Source organism: Pseudooceanicola marinus, from assembly GCF_002786295.1.
Taxonomy (GTDB): Bacteria; Pseudomonadota; Alphaproteobacteria; order Rhodobacterales; family Rhodobacteraceae; genus Pseudooceanicola; species Pseudooceanicola marinus.
Map to the genome: position 1 here is coordinate 439930 of NZ_PGTC01000017.1, position 14931 is coordinate 454860.

Genomic DNA, 14931 nt, shown 5'->3' on the forward strand with positions numbered 1-14931 from the left:
CCTGCGGCCCTGCCTAACCCCGATGCGGCGTTCGCTACCCGCGCCTCACTACCGCTCGTTCAGGCCGCAGCGAATGACAGCTCGCAACCCGAAGATATAGGCTCATGGCGGACTCTTACCGCTCGGGCACATCCATGTAGAAACGCGTTGGCCTCAAGCCTGACAACTCCGGCGCGAGTGTCCCGTCCAGGATCTCCAGTGCGGCCAGATCCGCCCAAATCGGTCCCCAGCCAATCCCCCCGTGAGAGACCGCGCTGTAGTACCCTGAGATCCACGGCAGCGAACCGATCACTGGCCCGCCGAAGGGGATGGCTCGGATGCCGATCCGTTCCCGCATTGATTGCTGCCCTACAAGAGCTGGGACCGAGTGGGCAACGTCGGCTAGCATCGCGGGACCATCAGCGCCGTTGTTGCCATGAACTGCCGTCAGCCGCTCGCCGCGCCAGTGGATCGCCACGCCCTCGCGCCGGTCCGGGCGCAGTAGCCAACGGTCGCCATTGATAACGTGGCGCGGCAGAGCGGTTGCCCCGGCTCCAGCATAGAGCATCATGCCTGGCACCAGTTCCATCGGGATCGACAGCTCAGCCATGGCCGCGATATGCGTTGCGGAGGCGCCGGCGGCATTGACCACCAGGTCCGCGTCAATCTGCGTGCCGTCTCCCAGGGTGACCCCGATGACGCGCGCGCCCGCGCGGCGCAGCGCGGTCACCGGCTGGCCTATCTGCAAGGTGCCCCCCGACAGGCGGAAGACCCGGATCAGCTGCTCGATCATTGCGGGCGCATCCACCCAGCCGGAGCGCAGCTCGAAGGCCACCCTCTCCCCCTCGGCCAGCCGCAGATGCGGCTCGATCCGCGCCAAGTCCCCGGAGTCGAGGACCTCGATCTGCGCCCCGGCCTCAGTCGAGCGCGCCACCGCCCCGTCGAAGGCAGGCACCGCGCTTTCGACCGTCAACGTGCCGCACCAGTCAAGCCAGTCGCCGCCCAGTTCCTCCGCCAGGCGGTCGAAATGGCGGTTGACCGAAAGGCGCAATGCGCGGCGTCCGGGATCCTCGGCCCAAGAGAGCTGAGGAAAGGACGACAGCCAGGAAAAGGACGCACCACTGGTGCCCGCCGCCGGGGCCTGCCCGTCGATCAGCACCACCTCGGCGCCGCGCACCGCCAGACGATGGGCGATGTTGGCACCGATGGCACCGGCGCCCAGAACTGCGATCTTCATAGGCGCGACCGGAAGACGGCGGGCGACAGATCAGAGACCGAGGAACATCCCAGATGGCCCAAGGTAGTCCAGAACTCGTCCCGCAGAAGGTCGAGGACGCGCTGCACCCCCGCCTCGCCATCGGCGGCCAGCCCCAAGGCACAGGTTCTTCCCAGCAGCACCGCATCGGCGCCAAGGGCCAGCGCCGTGGCGATGTCGGACCCGCGCCGGATACCGCTGTCAAAGACCACAGTCACATCGGGACCCGCCTCATCCCGGACATCGGCCAGGGTGGAAATCGAGGCCGGTTCCCGGTCGATCGTACGGCCACCGTAGTTCGACACGTAAAGGCCCTGCGCGCCGGCCTTCAGCGCCGCCGTGGCATCGGCCCGGCAGGTCACGCCCTTGATGATGCAGGGCAGCGGCGAGGCCGCGATGACCCGCGCCGCTTGGTCCCAGCTCCAGCGCGGCCGGGTGAAATCCAGCAGTTCCTGCAACATCGCCGGATCAGAGGTGTCGGGGCCGAAGTTGGCGGGCTTGCCCGCGCCGGGCATGGAGAAGCGATCCTCCATCATCCGTTCGCGCCACTGGCGGATCGGGGAATAGGTGACGCAGATGTACTCGTACCCGGCGTCCTTGGCGCGGTGCATCATGTCGATCACCTGGGCCTCTTCGCCCACGAAGGTCAGTTGGAACACCAGCGCCGCGGGAGAGGCCGCGCGCACCTCTTCCAGCGAATGGCCAGCGGCCACGGGTACGAACTGCTTGATGCCGGCCGCATGGGCGGCCCGGCCCACGGCGCACATGCCGTCCGGGTGGAACAGCGTCTCACCGCCGCCGAAGGGCGCGGTGAAGGCCGGAAAGGACAGATCATGGCCCAGCACCCGTGTCGAGGTGTCGGGGTTCGCCACACCGGCAAACAGCGGCGCCTCGAAAAGGTAGTCGTCGAAGGCCGCCACATTGGCCCGCGCCGTCACCTCGTCGCCGGTGCCGCAGTGCATGTAGTTCCACACCATGTCCGACAGGTTCTTCCGCGCCGTCGCCCGGATCCCCCGTAGGGAGGCATATTTCTGTGTCGTGGCGTAGCGGTCATCGCGGCGCACGTCCTTGTCGTCGTCCAGCATATGGGGCTCCTTTTCAGAGGGTCTGTTCTGCGCGCAGGGCGGCGCGGCGTCCGAGCCGGGCACGGATGGCCTCGGTATCGGTGGAGGGCGTCGCGGCCAGCAGTTGACGCGTATAGGGGTGCGAGGGCGCGTCGAAGACCGCGTCGCGGGAACCGCGCTCCACCACCTCGCCCGCCTGCATCACCATTACCTGGTCCGAGATCCGCTGCACGACCGACAGGTCGTGGCTGATGAAGATGTAGGACAGCGCGAACTCGCGTTGCAGATCAGCAAGCAGGTTCAGCACCTTGGCCTGCACCGACAAGTCCAGCGCCGAGACCGGCTCGTCTAGGATCAGGATCCGCGGGTTGACCATCAGGGCGCGCGCGATGGCGATCCGCTGGCGCTGTCCGCCCGAGAACATGTGCGGGTATCGCCCCGCATGAGCCCGCTGCAGGCCCACCCGCTCCAACATGTCGCCCACCTTGTTGCGCCGTTCTTCGGCCGACAGACCGGTGTTCAGCAGCAGCTCCTCTCCCAGGGCATCGCCCACCTTCTGGCGCGGGTTAAGCGAGCCATAGGGGTTCTGGAAAACGATGCGCACCTTGCGCCGCACCTCTGCCGAGGGGCGGTGGCGGGCGATGTCCACCGCCTGGCCGTCGATGAGTAGCTCGCCCGCCGTGGCCGGGTCGATCAGGGTCAAGATGCGCGCCAGGGTGGACTTGCCGCAGCCCGACTCGCCCACCACCGACAGGGTGGTGCCCTGCTCCAACGCCAGGTGGACCCCCTTCAGCGCCCGCACTGGGTCCGCCTTGCGCAGCAGCCCGCCGCGCCCTGGATAGTCACGGATGAGGCCCTTGGCCTCCAGCACGAAACGGCTCATGAGACCACCACCCCCGACAACGGGCCGCCCGCCGCCCGGTCGGGCAGCGCCGACAGCAGCGCGCGGGTGTAGCTGTCCCGCGGCGTCTCAAATAGCGACAGCACGTCGGCCTCTTCCCGCTTCACCCCCTGGTACTGGACGATAACCCGATCGGCGGTTTCGGCCACCACGCCCATGTCGTGGGTGATCATGATCAGCCCCATGCCGGAGGCCTCCTGCAACTCGACCAGTAGATCGAGGATCTGTTTCTGGATCGTCACGTCGAGCGCGGTCGTTGGCTCATCCGCGATCAGCAATTTCGGCGCACAGGCGATGGCCATGGCGATCATGACCCGCTGGCACTGGCCGCCCGACATCTGGTGCGGATAGGCGCGCAGCTTGCCCACCGGGTCGGGCAGGCCAACGGCCTCCAGCAGGGTCAGGGTGCGGGCCCGGCGCGCTGCGCGGTTCATGCCCTGATGCTTTTTCAGGACCTCGCCGATTTGCAGGCCCACGGTGAAGGCCGGGTTGAGCGAGGCAATGGGCTCCTGAAATATCATGGCGATATCGCGCCCGATGATGCGGCGCCGCTCCTTCGGCGACAGGGCCAGCAGATCGGTGCCGTCGAAGCGGATCATGTCGGCGGCGACCGTGGCAGTGTCGGGCAGCAGGCCCATCACCGCAAGCATGGCCACAGATTTGCCAGAACCGCTTTCGCCGACGATGGCCAGCACCTCGCCCGCATCCACGTGCAGATCGATCCCCGAGACCGCAGTCAGCGGTCCGTTGGAAGTCTCGAAAGTGACGGTGAGATTGCGAATTTCGAGTAACGTCGTCATCTCTCTCAGCCCCTTTTCAGTCGCGGGTCGAGCGCATCCCGGAGGCCGTCGCCACACAGGTTGATCGCCAGCACGGTGGTCAGGATCGCCAGCCCCGGGAAGGTCACCACCCAGGGCGCACGCAGGATGAACTCGCGCGCATCGGCCAGCATGGTGCCCCACTCGGGCGTTGGCGGCTGTGCGCCAAGGCCAAGGAAGCCAAGGGCGGCGGCATCCAGGATCGCGGTCGAGAAGGACAGCGTGCCCTGCACGATCAGCGGCGCCAGGCAGTTGGGCAGGATGGTGCGCAGCATCAGCCGCAGGTTCGAGGCCCCGGCGATGCGGGCGGCCACCACGTATTCGCGGGTTTTCTCGTTCATCACGCTGGCCCGTGCCAGACGGGCGAAATGCGGCTGGAGCACCAGCGCGATGGCCACCATCGCATTGGTCAGCCCCGGACCCAGGATTGCCACCAGCACCAGCGCCAGCAGCAGCGAGGGGAAGGCCAGGATCACGTCCATGATCCGCATGATCACCGTATCCACCCAGCCGCCGAAATAGCCCGAAATCACGCCGATGGTGATCCCGCCGGTCAGGGCGATGGTCACCACCATCAACCCGATCAGCAGCGAATAGCGCGCCCCGAAGATCAGCCGCGAAAGGATGTCGCGGCCCAGGGCGTCGGTGCCCAGCAGATAGGCCCCCTGCCCCTCGGGCTTCCAGGCGGGCGGCATCAGCAGGGCGTCGCGGAATTGCTGCGTCGGATCATGGGGGGCCAGAAGCGGGGCCAGCAGGGCCACCAGCACCAGCAGGGCAATCACCGCCAGGCCGATCACGGCGCCACGGTTGCGCCGGAAGTCAGCCCAGAAGGCGCGCAGGGCATCGCGGGTGGTGCCCCGCTCGGGCTCAGCCGCGGGGGCCAGGGTCGCGGGATCAGCCATGTCGGATCCTCGGGTTGATGACGGCATAAAGCAGGTCCACGATCAGGTTCACGATCATCACCACGGCGGCGATAACCAGAAGGCCGCCCTGCACCACCGGGTAGTCACGCTTGGAAATGGAATCGACGATCCACTTGCCGATGCCCGGCCAGGAAAAGATCGTCTCGGTCAGGATGGCCCCGGCCATAAGCGATCCGACCTGAAGGCCGATCACGGTGACCACGGGGATCAGCGCATTGCGCAGCGCGTGACGCCCGACGACCAACGCGGGCCCCAGGCCCTTGGCCTTGGCGGTGCGCACGAAATCCTCCGACAGCACCTCCAGCATGGCCGAGCGCGACTGGCGCGCGATGACGGCCGCCGGAATGGTGGCCAGCACCACCGAGGGCAGGATCAGGTGCAGCACGGCCGAGCGGAAGGCGCCTGCCTGCCCCGACAGCAGGCTGTCGATCAGCATGAAACCGGTGACCTGCGGGAAGTAGTACATCAGCGAGATCCGCCCCGAGACCGGCGTCCACCCCAGGGTGCCGGAGAAGAGGATGATCATCAGCAGGCCCCACCAGAAGATCGGCATCGAATAGCCCACCAAGGCCGCCGACATCGAGATCTGCTCGAACCAGCTGCCGCGTTTCACCGCCGCAAGCACCCCCAGGGGCAGGCCGATGCAGACCGCAAGGATCATGGCGCAAAGGCCCAGCTCCATCGTGGCAGGAAAGAAGGTCAGGAAATCCTCGGCGACGGGGCGGTGCGTCACCAGCGAGGTGCCAAGGTCGCCCTGGAAGAGATCGCCGAGGTAGGACAGGTACTGCTGCCACAGCGGGCGGTCGAAGCCGTATTGCGCCATCAGTTGCGCATGGCGCTCCGGCGTCAGGCCGCGTTCGCCGGCCATCAGCATGATCGGATCGCCGGGCAGGACACGGACGAACCCGAAAGCGACGATGGTGATCCCGAAGAAGGTCGGGATCAGAACCGCGAGCTTTCCGAGGAGGTAACGGAACAAGGGGCGTCCTTTCGGGCAAGGCGTAGGGGGGGACAGATCCGGGCCGCCACGAAGGGCGAAGCGGCCCGGAAGTCAGCGCGGCTGCGTGGGGAGATGGGCCGCGCGGGATCTTTACCGGGGCGCGATCAGCCGACAGCGGCGGTGACCACGATCTCGACCAGGCGCTTCGGATCGCCCAGGTCGCAGCCACCGATGGCGGCGCGCGAGGGCATGTCGGCGGCGTCGATCCATTCCATCCAAGCCTCGTTCATCTGGGCCTTGGCGGTCATGTCCGACAGATAGACGCGGGCCTGAAGGATCTTCGACTTGTCCGAGCCCAGCTCGGCCAGCAGGGTGTCGAGCTTGGCGCAGATCTCTTCGGTCTGGCCCTTCATGTCGAGGTCAAGGTTGGTGGCGGCGTGCCCCGAGCAATAGATCACCCCGTTGTGGACCGAGGCGCCGTGCAGATGCGGGCGGGGGTTGTGGCGTTGGATCATTTGGTCTGTCCGTTTGTTGGTCTTGCGTTGGTCTTGCTCCCCCGCTCAAGCGGCGGGGGCGTAGGGATCTAGAGTCACTTCGGGGGCCTCGCCGGTGGCGATGCGCGCCAGCTGACGGCCGGCAAAGGGGCCGATGGTCAGGCCGGCAGCGCCCAGGCCATTGCCCAGGATCAGCCCCTCGATCCCCGGGACGGGGCCGAGGATGGGGCGGAACTCGGGCGGGGCGGGCCGGAAGCCGATGCGGGTTTCCAGCAGGGTCGAATCTGCCAGGCCCGGCGCGTAGCGCAGAGCGGCGGTCAGGACCTCGTGCTGCCCCTCGCAGGTCACGCGGTAGTCGAAACCCTTGCCGTCCTCGCGGGTGGCGCCGACCACGACGCGGCTGTCGTCGAAGGCCAACAGGTAGTGGCTGGCCATGGGCAGCAGCACAGACCAACGCGAGGTATCCGCGCCCTTCATGCCGAAGTGCAGGATCTGACCGCGCTGCGGCTTTACCGGATGGTCCAGCCCGAGAGGCGCCAGGATCTGGCTCGCCCAGGCCCCCGCAGTGACCACGATCTGGTCCGACGGGATCTCTTTCCCCTGCCCGTCCAGAACCCGGGCCCTGGCGCCCTCCAGCTCCAGCGTGGCGTAGTCGCTGCGGAAGGTGGCGCCCAGGGCCACCGCCGCGCGGACCATGGCCGGGGCCAGCTGGCGGGCATTCACCCGTGCGCCACCGGGCACCCAGAAAGCCTTGTAGGCGGGGTTGATCGGCGGGAACTTCTGCTGGGCCTCGGCCGCGCTGATTTCCTCAAAGCCACCGCTTTCGGGGGCGTCGGCGGTGCGCAGCGCCAGCCGTTCCCCGGCAGCGTCGTACTCCGCCGGATCCTCGGCGGTCACCAGCGCGCCCACCTTGCGGTAGCCCACATCGCTTTCGCCGCGCGCCGCCAGGTCGCTGACCAGCGCATCATAGTAGGCCGCACCTGCGGCATACATCTTGTACCACTCCGGTTCATCCGCCTTGGTGGCCCAGGGGCAGACAATGCCAGCCCCCGCCAGGGTCGCCTTGCCCTGGTGCTCTTGGTCGATCACGGTCACTTCGTGGCCCGAAAGGGCCAGGTGATAGGCCGTGCTGGCGCCGAGGATCCCGGCACCAATCACTGTCACTTTCATTCGACGGTCACCCCCGACAGACGGGACGAGCCGAAGACGGCGGGCACATAACCCTGCACCGAGGTATTGACTGCGGTGATGGTATCGGCCCCGCCCAGCACGATGACCGGCACCTCGTCATGCACGATCTGCTGCGCCTCATGGTAAAGCGCGATCCGCTCCTCCTGGTCGGTGATCGATCCGGCTTCGGTCATCACCTCATTGAAGCGGTCGTCGCACCAGTCCCCGATGTTGGACGGGGCGGTGGAACCGTCGGGCTCGCAGGTCAGGTAGTTGTTGGGAATCTGGCTGGGATCAGGGAAGTCGTAGATGCCGCCGAACATGCCCACCTTGGCCTCGCCAGCGCGGGCGCGCTGGATGTATTCTGCCCATTCGTAGGTCACGATGGACACGTCCACGCCCACCTCGGCCCAGTCGGCCTGAACGATCTCTGCCGCGCGGCGTCCGTTGGGCATGTAGGGACGCGACACTGGAATTGCCCAGACCTCGGTCTCGAACCCATCCTCGTAGCCAGCCTCGGCCAGCAGGCGCTTGGCCTCTTCGGGATCATACTCCCACGGGCCGATGTCCGAGGCGGTGCCCCACAGCGCGGGCGGCACTACGGCGCCGGTTAGATGGCCCATGCCGGAATAGATCACCTCGACGAAGTTCTCCATGTCGATGGCCTGGGCCAGGGCCTGGCGCACCCGTTGATCTTGGAACGGCTCCTCGGCGAAGTTGAAGTGCAGCATCCCGGTCGAGGGCACCGGCGTCTGCACGGCCTCGACCGTGTCGGAGGCCTCGATCGTCTCCTTGTCGGCCAGGTTTGGGTAGAGGCCGATCAGGCATTCGCCCGCCAAGGCACGCTGCAGGCGCACGGTCGCGTCGCCCGAAATCGCCATGACCACCGCATCGACCATCGGCGTCCGCAGGTCGTCGCCCATCTCCGCGCCCCAGGTGCCTGCGAAGGGCAACAGGCGCACCATGGCGTCGGTTTGATAGGCCTGAAGCTGGAACGGACCGGTCCCGATGGGCGCCAGGTCCAGCTGTTCGGGCGTGCCCGCGTCCATCATCGCCTTGGCATATTCCGCAGAGGTCATGCCGAGCGATCCATGCGCCACCGTGCCGATGAAGGCGGCCATCGGCTTGTTCAGGGTGAAGGCGACGGTGTAGTCATCCACCTTCTCGACCGAGGCCAAGTTGTCCGCCAGTTTCGCGTTGAACGTCGGATAGTTGCCGCCCGAGACCTCATAGAACGGGTCTTCGCTGTCCATCATCCTGTGGAAGGTGAAAACGACATCATCGGCATTAAAGGGGCGCGAGGGCGTGAAGGAATCGTTCGACTGCCAGGCTACATCCTGCCGCAGGGCAAAGGTGTAGGTCAGCCCGTCTTCAGAGACCTCCCAGCTTTCGGCCAGGGCAGGCTCGATCTCCGAACCGCCCCTTTCGACCGACACCAGGCCGTCGTAGATCTGGCCAAGCACATAGGCGGTGGTGCCGTTGCTGGTCAGCTCTGGATTGAAGGTCTCGGGGGCGCCTTCCAGACAGACGGTCAGGACCTGAGCCTGGACGGCGGGCGCCGACAGCGCCAGCGCCGCCGCCCCGCAGAGATATGCGAATTTATTCATTTCAGTACCTTCCTGTATCGCTTTTTCGGGCAGCCTTGGCTTGCTGTGGGGAGATTTCCGGATGACGCCATGCGAGCCGACGCATAACATGATTGTCAAATCCCTATTTGTCGTCACATCATAACTAAATCTCATATCGCTCTCATTGCCGGAGGCCCCTTCCGTGAACATCAGACAGCTCGAAGCCTTCCACGCGGTCATGGAGACGGGCTCCGTAACCCTGGCTGGCGAACGTTTGGGCATTTCCCAGCCCGCCGTCAGCAAGCTATTGAAATCATTCTCGGAAAGCTGCGGCTTTCGGTTGTTCACGCGCAGTGGTGGTCGGATGTTGCCGACGTCTGATGCGCAGCTTTTGGCCTCCGAGGTGTCACGGCTTTTCTCCGGGACGGACCGCATCCAGAAGCTTGCTCGCGCGGTGCGCGATCGAGAGTGGGGGGAGGTGACAATTGCAGCGCCCCCCGCTCTCTCTGCCCGTTTTCTGGCGCATGCCTTGGGCCCGCTGATGGCGAACCAGTCGAAAATGCACATCTCGATCGCCAGCCATTCCAGTCCCAGGGTCGCGGAACTGGTCGAGGGGCAGCAGATCGACATTGGCCTGTCGGTGCAGCCTTTCGAGCATCCGAACGTTACGTCGGAGCTGGCGATGCGCTTCGCCATGGTCTGCGCCCTGCCGGCGGGGCACCCGCTGGCAGAGAAACGACTGATCCGAGTGGAAGACCTGAAGGATGAGCCCTTCATCGGCCTGGCGCGGGATGACTGTTCGATCATGACCATCGACCGCGCTTTCCAGTTGCGCGGGGTACAGAAGCGGTCAATCGTCGAGGTGCCGATGTCGGAAACCGCCTGCGACTTTGTCGCCGGGGGCGCCGGCGTGTCGATCCTCCCTCCCTTCGTCGGTCTGGGCTATGAGGAGGACAAGCTGGTGCGCCGCCCGGTGGTCCCGCTGACGACGATGAATGTCTGGATCCTGCTGCCCGCCTCGCGCCCGCCTTCGCAAGCCACCGAGCGTGTGGTCGAGGTCCTGCGCGAGCATCTCAAGCGGTATGATGTTGACCAGGCAGAGTAGAGCCTGCCGACGCAAGGCAGCGGCACCGAAACTTCATTGCGGCCTTCTGTCAGACACGCAGATCAGACCCCGCTTTAAGACCTCATGGCCCCGATCCGAACTCTACCGAGTGGGCTTTTTTCTCCAATTAGCCGCGCACGAAAACGGCGGTCCCCTCACCGGTCAGGAGCATTTGACCCAGATTTTCAGAGTACCCCCGGGTATGGGCACCTAAAGGTCTCACTGATCAACTTCTCGCCACAGGTCACATGGAAAGAAGAACGGCACCTCATCGAGCATCTAACTAGCAGAGAGCGCTCTCGCCACGGCCTGCGACAACTCCCCAGGCGAGCATGGCTTGCCAATTCTCTCACCGTAGAGAGGGTAGTGCGTCGCTTCATCACCTGTGTACCCAGACATATACAAAACTCCAATACTTGGAACCATCTTGCGCACAATGTCTGCAAGCTCATAACCACCTATTTCGCCCGGCATAACTATATCCGTCAAAAGAAGATCAACCTTTAAACCTGAACGAATCTCACTCAAAGCACTTTCACCATTGTGAGCCTGAAAGACATTGTAGCCCAACCCCTTCAACACACCGGCGGCAACCTCTCGCAAACTATCTTGATCCTCAACCAACAACACACTCTGACCGGACCCAAAAGTAATTTCAGGGCCAGTTTCCCCTTCCGGATCGGCGTCAGAGATAAACGCAGGAAGAAACAGCTGAACGCTCGTGCCAACGCCCACACTACTATCGATCTCCATGCGGCCGCCGATCTGTTCAGTGAACCCTTGCGCCATGGCCAAACCAAGCCCCGTACCCCCAACATTTTTTCTAGTGGAGAAAAAGGGGTTCACAGCCTTGGACAGCACAGACTTGCTCATACCAGGCCCATCGTCAGCCACCACAATGGCTACTTGACCATCCTTGAAATCAGCAGTTACAGAGATTGTGGTACCGACTCCCGACTCGATAATAGCGTTTCGAGAGTTCAAGCAAAGGTTAAGAATAACATTTTCAAACTGTGACGGATCACAGCGCAAAGCAGTATTTTTGATCCCAGCCGAGAACAATACGTCGATCGAAGATTCGACCGCAGGCCTAACCAAAGCCTTCAGGTCTTCGAATGCGGAAGAAACCTGGACAGTTTTGACGACCCCGACAGACTCTCTCGCAAAGGTTAAAAGTCGCCGGGTAAGTTCAGACCCTCTACGGACGGCAAGAGAACATACATGAATAAATCTCTTTTGCTCGTCCGTCGCGCCCCGCTCAATTAAGGCAATAGAGTAATCAACAGTTCCGAGAATATTATTGAAATCATGCGCAATACCCCCCGTAAGCTGCCCAAGTGCGTCAAGCCTAGTAGCTCGCTGTTCATTAATTCTAGCCAACTCTTGCTCAGTCACATCGTCAAGGACAACAACCGCCGAGAGTTCTGTCCTCAACCTTGAGTGAACTGGAGTACTGGAAACGTTAACGTGGACTAGATCTTCGGCCCCTGAAGACTGCAGAACAACTCTTTCAGCGCGAAGCAAGACCCCAGCTCTAGCGCGATTTATTGGGCTTGCAGAGAAATCTAGTGCTCCCCCCTCTTTGGGGTCCAAAAACTTAACTGAACTAGGCCAAGCCAAAGGCCATTCGACCTCATCCGCATTTATCCCGAGAATCTTCATCGCGCTAGAGTTTGCCTCCGCAATAGCTCCATCCCGATTGATAGCTAGGACGCCGCAACTTGCAGTTTCCAAAATTGCAGTCAATCTCGAATTCAGATCATCTGATCGCTTACTCGCCCGCCTCGCGTTCCTGCGCCCAACACCGAGAACAAACAAAAGAGACACCAAGACGAGAACGACAAGCAAAGCCGAAACAAACACAAAAAACCTAACACGATCAGGCGTCCAAAAATGAGGGGCTCCCAGCCAATCTGATTTAAGCTTTTGATACTCATCCGAAGATAGATATCCCGGAGTCACAGAGTTTATTTTTTCTCGAACAGTCGCGAGACCGTCTCTGAATGCGATTGCACGTCGAGAAGTTCCGAAAGGCGGCTCAACCTTTTGCACATCTCGCTCTAAACCCAACTCGCTCAAAATCTCAGAGAAAGCAGACGTCTCATATAGCACAGCTTCCACTTCGCCCCTTACCAATGCACCTGCCATCGAACGTGGGTCATCAAAAACTATCCTTTCTCCGAGCTTCTCTTCATCCACCGACTGGTAGGCCCAATTCGTCCCAACGAGACCGACGCGTGCGGCAACCAGGTCATCTAAATCGTTGACCCCTTGTTTCTCGCTCAGAACGAAGATGGAGTAAGAAGACTCTTGCAAGGAGAGGCCGAACTGCATGTGCGAGCTTCGCGCATCCGTCACGCTCAAGGGAGGCAAGATGTCATAAATCCCTGAGTTGGGTCCGAGCGCCCATTCCTCGAGGGTTATCTTCTTAAAGTCGATACTTAGATTCGCTCTACGCGCTAATTCTCGAAGAGCCTCTACGCCGAAGCCAGTGAACTCCCCGCCCGCTTCAACGAATTGATATGGTGGAAAATCAGCTACACCAACTGTTAAAACTGAAGGCGCAGGCGCCGGAGGCTCAATATTCCAGGACGAGATCAGTTCATCTATCTTCCCTGCTTGCTGCAACCTTTCAATAGCGCCATTGACGTCGTCCAAACTGATTTTTGACAAAGGCGAAATAGCGACATGCATGTCGGCTTTCGCTAAGGGAGGGCTTACACGTCGTACACGATAGTCTAGCTTAGTATCTTCAAGCAAATCGGCAGCCAAATTATACGTTGTAACCACACCATCCACCCGGCCAAGAATGAGAGCCCCAAAAGCCAAACGGGCATCTGGGAACTCTATGACTTCTGCAGCGTGCCCGTTTAATCTTCCATATCGACTACCCGAAGTCTCTGAGATAACTCCTATTGTTGCCCCCACCATCTGTCCGACAGAAGACGGGCTACCATCCTCTTCTCGTACAAACAGGTAGACTGAAGTGCGTCCGACCGGTTCTGAAAAATCATTTCCTGCTAACGATGGACTGCGCATAACGCCTGCTAAAATGTCGCTAACGCCAGTCCTCTGTGCGACCAGTGCTGATTGCGCAGTTGCATACTCTACAAAACGAATACTGTATCCGGCCTCCTTCGCAATAGAACGAGCCAGTTCTGCATAAAATCCTGTGAGGCGACCACGCTCATCGAGCTCATAGGAACCCGGCCACTCGGTCCACGGAACAACGAGAGTATCGACAGTCTGTGCCTTGCCCGTTGGACTAAACATTACGAAAGCTGCAGAGATAGCGAGCATGCGTATTGTAAGGGAGAGAAGCTTTGCATTCTGCGACATCTAAGAGCTACCTAACTCAGTGAAGACAAGCGCCGTCATTTTTTATTTTTTTGACAGGCACTTAGCCACCATCGCATCTACAGCACACTCTTGTCTATGGCGTCGTTAGGGCAATTTCGCAGCTCTCTCCCCCTCCCATGGCTTCATCGGCGGCAGCGCCTCGGTGACCTGGTGCGCCGTCAGCCCTCCATAGATGCGGAAATGATTGCGCAGGGTCATGAGCGCCGCCCACCACAGCAGGTAGTCCCGCCGCGCCCGCGCCTGGTCGCGGGGGTGGTTCTCGATCGTGATCGGGCAGCAGCGCAGGTCCACCTCGCGGACCTTGCCCCGACTCGTGTAGCGCGCCTTGCCGCAGGCCTCGGTGACGGCGAACCGCCCGTGCTTCGTTTGCTTCCAGTCCACCGGCTGGACCTGCGGCGCGAGATCCGAGCCCCAGCCCAGGGTTTCGCCCGCGCGGCAGAGATCCGCGATGACCAGCGCCATGCGCCGGCCACCAACGCCTTCGGGCAGCTGCGCCAAGGCATCGGCCACCGCATCCGCGTCGGGATGCGGCTCCGAGGTGCCACCGCCCTGCACGCGACAGCCGAGCTCCGCCTGCCGCATCAGGATGTGTTCCATGCCATAGCCCTTCAGCGCGCCTTGCGGTCGTTCGTTGGCGCCCTGGTCGAAGTCGATGCGGATCTTCTCCTTCTGAAACGCCCAGTCGAGGAGCTGCAGGATGCTGACTTCACGCGGGGACGCGCTGCTCAGGCCCCGGGGCCTGTGTCGGAGCGCCATGGTCATGCTGCCTCTCCCTGTGCCTGCCCTCTGCGCACCAGTTCACGCGCGGCCTCCTGGTGCGTCTCATAAGCGTGGAGCCACTCCCGGTCCGTGGCATCCACCGGCAGGCGCAGGCCGATACGCTCACGCAGGCGGGCGACCTTCGACTGTGCCGCTCCTGCCCGGTCCGCGATGATCCGGCGTTCCTGCGGGTTCAGCGGCGGGCGGTGCTTCGCCAGCCACCAGCGGTATTCCTCGACCAGGCGCCCCTCGGCCAGGGCCGCTCTGCCAGCTGCACTGCCGAACCAGGAGGCGAGGCCCGGCATCTCCTCCAGCGGACGGGGCTGCGCCACCTGCGCCAGGGCCACGAAGGCCGCGTGGCTGGGCCAGAAGTCCCGCGCCCTCCCCTCGCCCTTCGAGCGCATCGCCTCGAAGAGCCGCCGCAGGTTGGCGTCGCTCATGTAGGACAGTTCATCCGCCAGACGGTCCAGCCGCTTGCGGCCCTCCTCCGGGTCCATCGTCTTCGGGAAGCGGAAGCCGATCCCCTCCAGCGGTCCCAGCAACAGCCGGCGCACCCGGTCCCGCTTCGTCTCGTGATCCTGATCCTGCTCGATCC

13 protein-coding genes are annotated in these 14931 nt (G+C 62.9%); 1 reads left to right on the top strand and 12 read right to left on the bottom strand.

Annotated features, from left to right (window positions below; genetic code table 11):
* Nucleotides 1-115: 115 nt before the first annotated feature.
* From CVM50_RS13980 to CVM50_RS14020, 9 genes are all read right to left on the bottom strand, one after another.
* A complete protein-coding gene (locus CVM50_RS13980; protein WP_085887023.1) occupies nt 116-1216 on the bottom strand; it encodes an NAD(P)/FAD-dependent oxidoreductase in 1101 nt (366 codons plus the stop codon).
* Nucleotides 1213-2319, bottom strand: coding sequence for an alpha-hydroxy acid oxidase (locus tag CVM50_RS13985; RefSeq protein WP_085887024.1), 1107 nt, complete (start codon nt 2317-2319; stop codon nt 1213-1215). The genes CVM50_RS13980 and CVM50_RS13985 overlap by 4 nt, the downstream gene beginning before the upstream one ends.
* Before the next feature lie 13 nt (nt 2320-2332).
* Nucleotides 2333-3181, bottom strand: a complete 849-nt coding sequence (locus tag CVM50_RS13990) for an ATP-binding cassette domain-containing protein (protein ID WP_085887025.1) — start codon at nt 3179-3181, stop codon at nt 2333-2335.
* Nucleotides 3178-3999 carry an ABC transporter ATP-binding protein gene (locus CVM50_RS13995; protein ID WP_085887026.1) on the bottom strand — a complete coding sequence of 274 codons (822 nt, stop codon included), beginning with the start codon at nt 3997-3999 and terminating at the stop codon, nt 3178-3180. The genes CVM50_RS13990 and CVM50_RS13995 overlap by 4 nt, the downstream gene beginning before the upstream one ends.
* Before the next feature lie 5 nt (nt 4000-4004).
* The gene (locus CVM50_RS14000; RefSeq protein WP_085887027.1) at nt 4005-4919 is read right to left on the bottom strand and encodes an ABC transporter permease subunit; all 915 of its coding nucleotides are present in this window, start codon (nt 4917-4919) and stop codon (nt 4005-4007) included.
* Entirely contained in the window at nt 4912-5919 is a 1008-nt protein-coding gene (locus tag CVM50_RS14005) for an ABC transporter permease subunit (RefSeq protein WP_085887028.1), read from the bottom strand. The genes CVM50_RS14000 and CVM50_RS14005 overlap by 8 nt, the downstream gene beginning before the upstream one ends.
* 125 nt (nt 5920-6044) lie before the next feature.
* Nucleotides 6045-6395 carry a RidA family protein gene (locus CVM50_RS14010; RefSeq protein WP_085887029.1) on the bottom strand — a complete coding sequence of 117 codons (351 nt, stop codon included), beginning with the start codon at nt 6393-6395 and terminating at the stop codon, nt 6045-6047.
* 45 nt (nt 6396-6440) lie between these two features.
* Complete coding sequence (locus CVM50_RS14015) at nt 6441-7544, bottom strand: NAD(P)/FAD-dependent oxidoreductase (protein ID WP_085887030.1); 1104 nt, start codon at nt 7542-7544, stop codon at nt 6441-6443.
* A complete protein-coding gene (locus CVM50_RS14020) occupies nt 7541-9151 on the bottom strand; it encodes an ABC transporter substrate-binding protein (protein WP_085887031.1) in 1611 nt (536 codons plus the stop codon). Before CVM50_RS14020 ends, CVM50_RS14015 begins: the two co-directional genes overlap by 4 nt.
* 163 nt (nt 9152-9314) lie before the next feature.
* Here CVM50_RS14020 and CVM50_RS21975 point away from each other — a divergent pair, with 163 nt between their 5' ends.
* Complete coding sequence (locus tag CVM50_RS21975; RefSeq protein WP_085887032.1) at nt 9315-10217, top strand: LysR substrate-binding domain-containing protein; 903 nt, start codon at nt 9315-9317, stop codon at nt 10215-10217.
* Between the two features lie 279 nt (nt 10218-10496).
* Here CVM50_RS21975 and CVM50_RS14030 read toward each other — a convergent pair whose 3' ends face one another.
* The 3 genes from CVM50_RS14030 to CVM50_RS14040 all read right to left on the bottom strand — a co-directional run.
* The gene (locus tag CVM50_RS14030; RefSeq protein ID WP_085887033.1) at nt 10497-13556 is read right to left on the bottom strand and encodes a transporter substrate-binding domain-containing protein; all 3060 of its coding nucleotides are present in this window, start codon (nt 13554-13556) and stop codon (nt 10497-10499) included.
* A gap of 105 nt (nt 13557-13661) precedes the next feature.
* Entirely contained in the window at nt 13662-14339 is a 678-nt protein-coding gene (locus tag CVM50_RS14035; RefSeq protein ID WP_085887034.1) for a hypothetical protein, read from the bottom strand.
* Nucleotides 14336-14931 (bottom strand): hypothetical protein (locus tag CVM50_RS14040; protein WP_100148504.1); only part of this gene is annotated, 596 nt, incomplete at its 5' end. The genes CVM50_RS14035 and CVM50_RS14040, both read right to left, overlap by 4 nt.

Coding starts and splice junctions, on each gene's coding strand:
- CVM50_RS14020 (WP_085887031.1), bottom strand. CDS start 9,151: ATGAATAAATTCGCATATCTCTGCGGGGCGGCGGCGCTGGCGCTGTCG.
- CVM50_RS14030 (WP_085887033.1), bottom strand. CDS start 13,556: ATGTCGCAGAATGCAAAGCTTCTCTCCCTTACAATACGCATGCTCGCT.
- CVM50_RS13995 (WP_085887026.1), bottom strand. CDS start 3,999: ATGACGACGTTACTCGAAATTCGCAATCTCACCGTCACTTTCGAGACT.
- CVM50_RS13980 (WP_085887023.1), bottom strand. CDS start 1,216: ATGAAGATCGCAGTTCTGGGCGCCGGTGCCATCGGTGCCAACATCGCC.
- CVM50_RS14010 (WP_085887029.1), bottom strand. CDS start 6,395: ATGATCCAACGCCACAACCCCCGCCCGCATCTGCACGGCGCCTCGGTC.
- CVM50_RS14015 (WP_085887030.1), bottom strand. CDS start 7,544: ATGAAAGTGACAGTGATTGGTGCCGGGATCCTCGGCGCCAGCACGGCC.
- CVM50_RS13990 (WP_085887025.1), bottom strand. CDS start 3,181: ATGAGCCGTTTCGTGCTGGAGGCCAAGGGCCTCATCCGTGACTATCCA.
- CVM50_RS13985 (WP_085887024.1), bottom strand. CDS start 2,319: ATGCTGGACGACGACAAGGACGTGCGCCGCGATGACCGCTACGCCACG.
- CVM50_RS14035 (WP_085887034.1), bottom strand. CDS start 14,339: ATGACCATGGCGCTCCGACACAGGCCCCGGGGCCTGAGCAGCGCGTCC.
- CVM50_RS14000 (WP_085887027.1), bottom strand. CDS start 4,919: ATGGCTGATCCCGCGACCCTGGCCCCCGCGGCTGAGCCCGAGCGGGGC.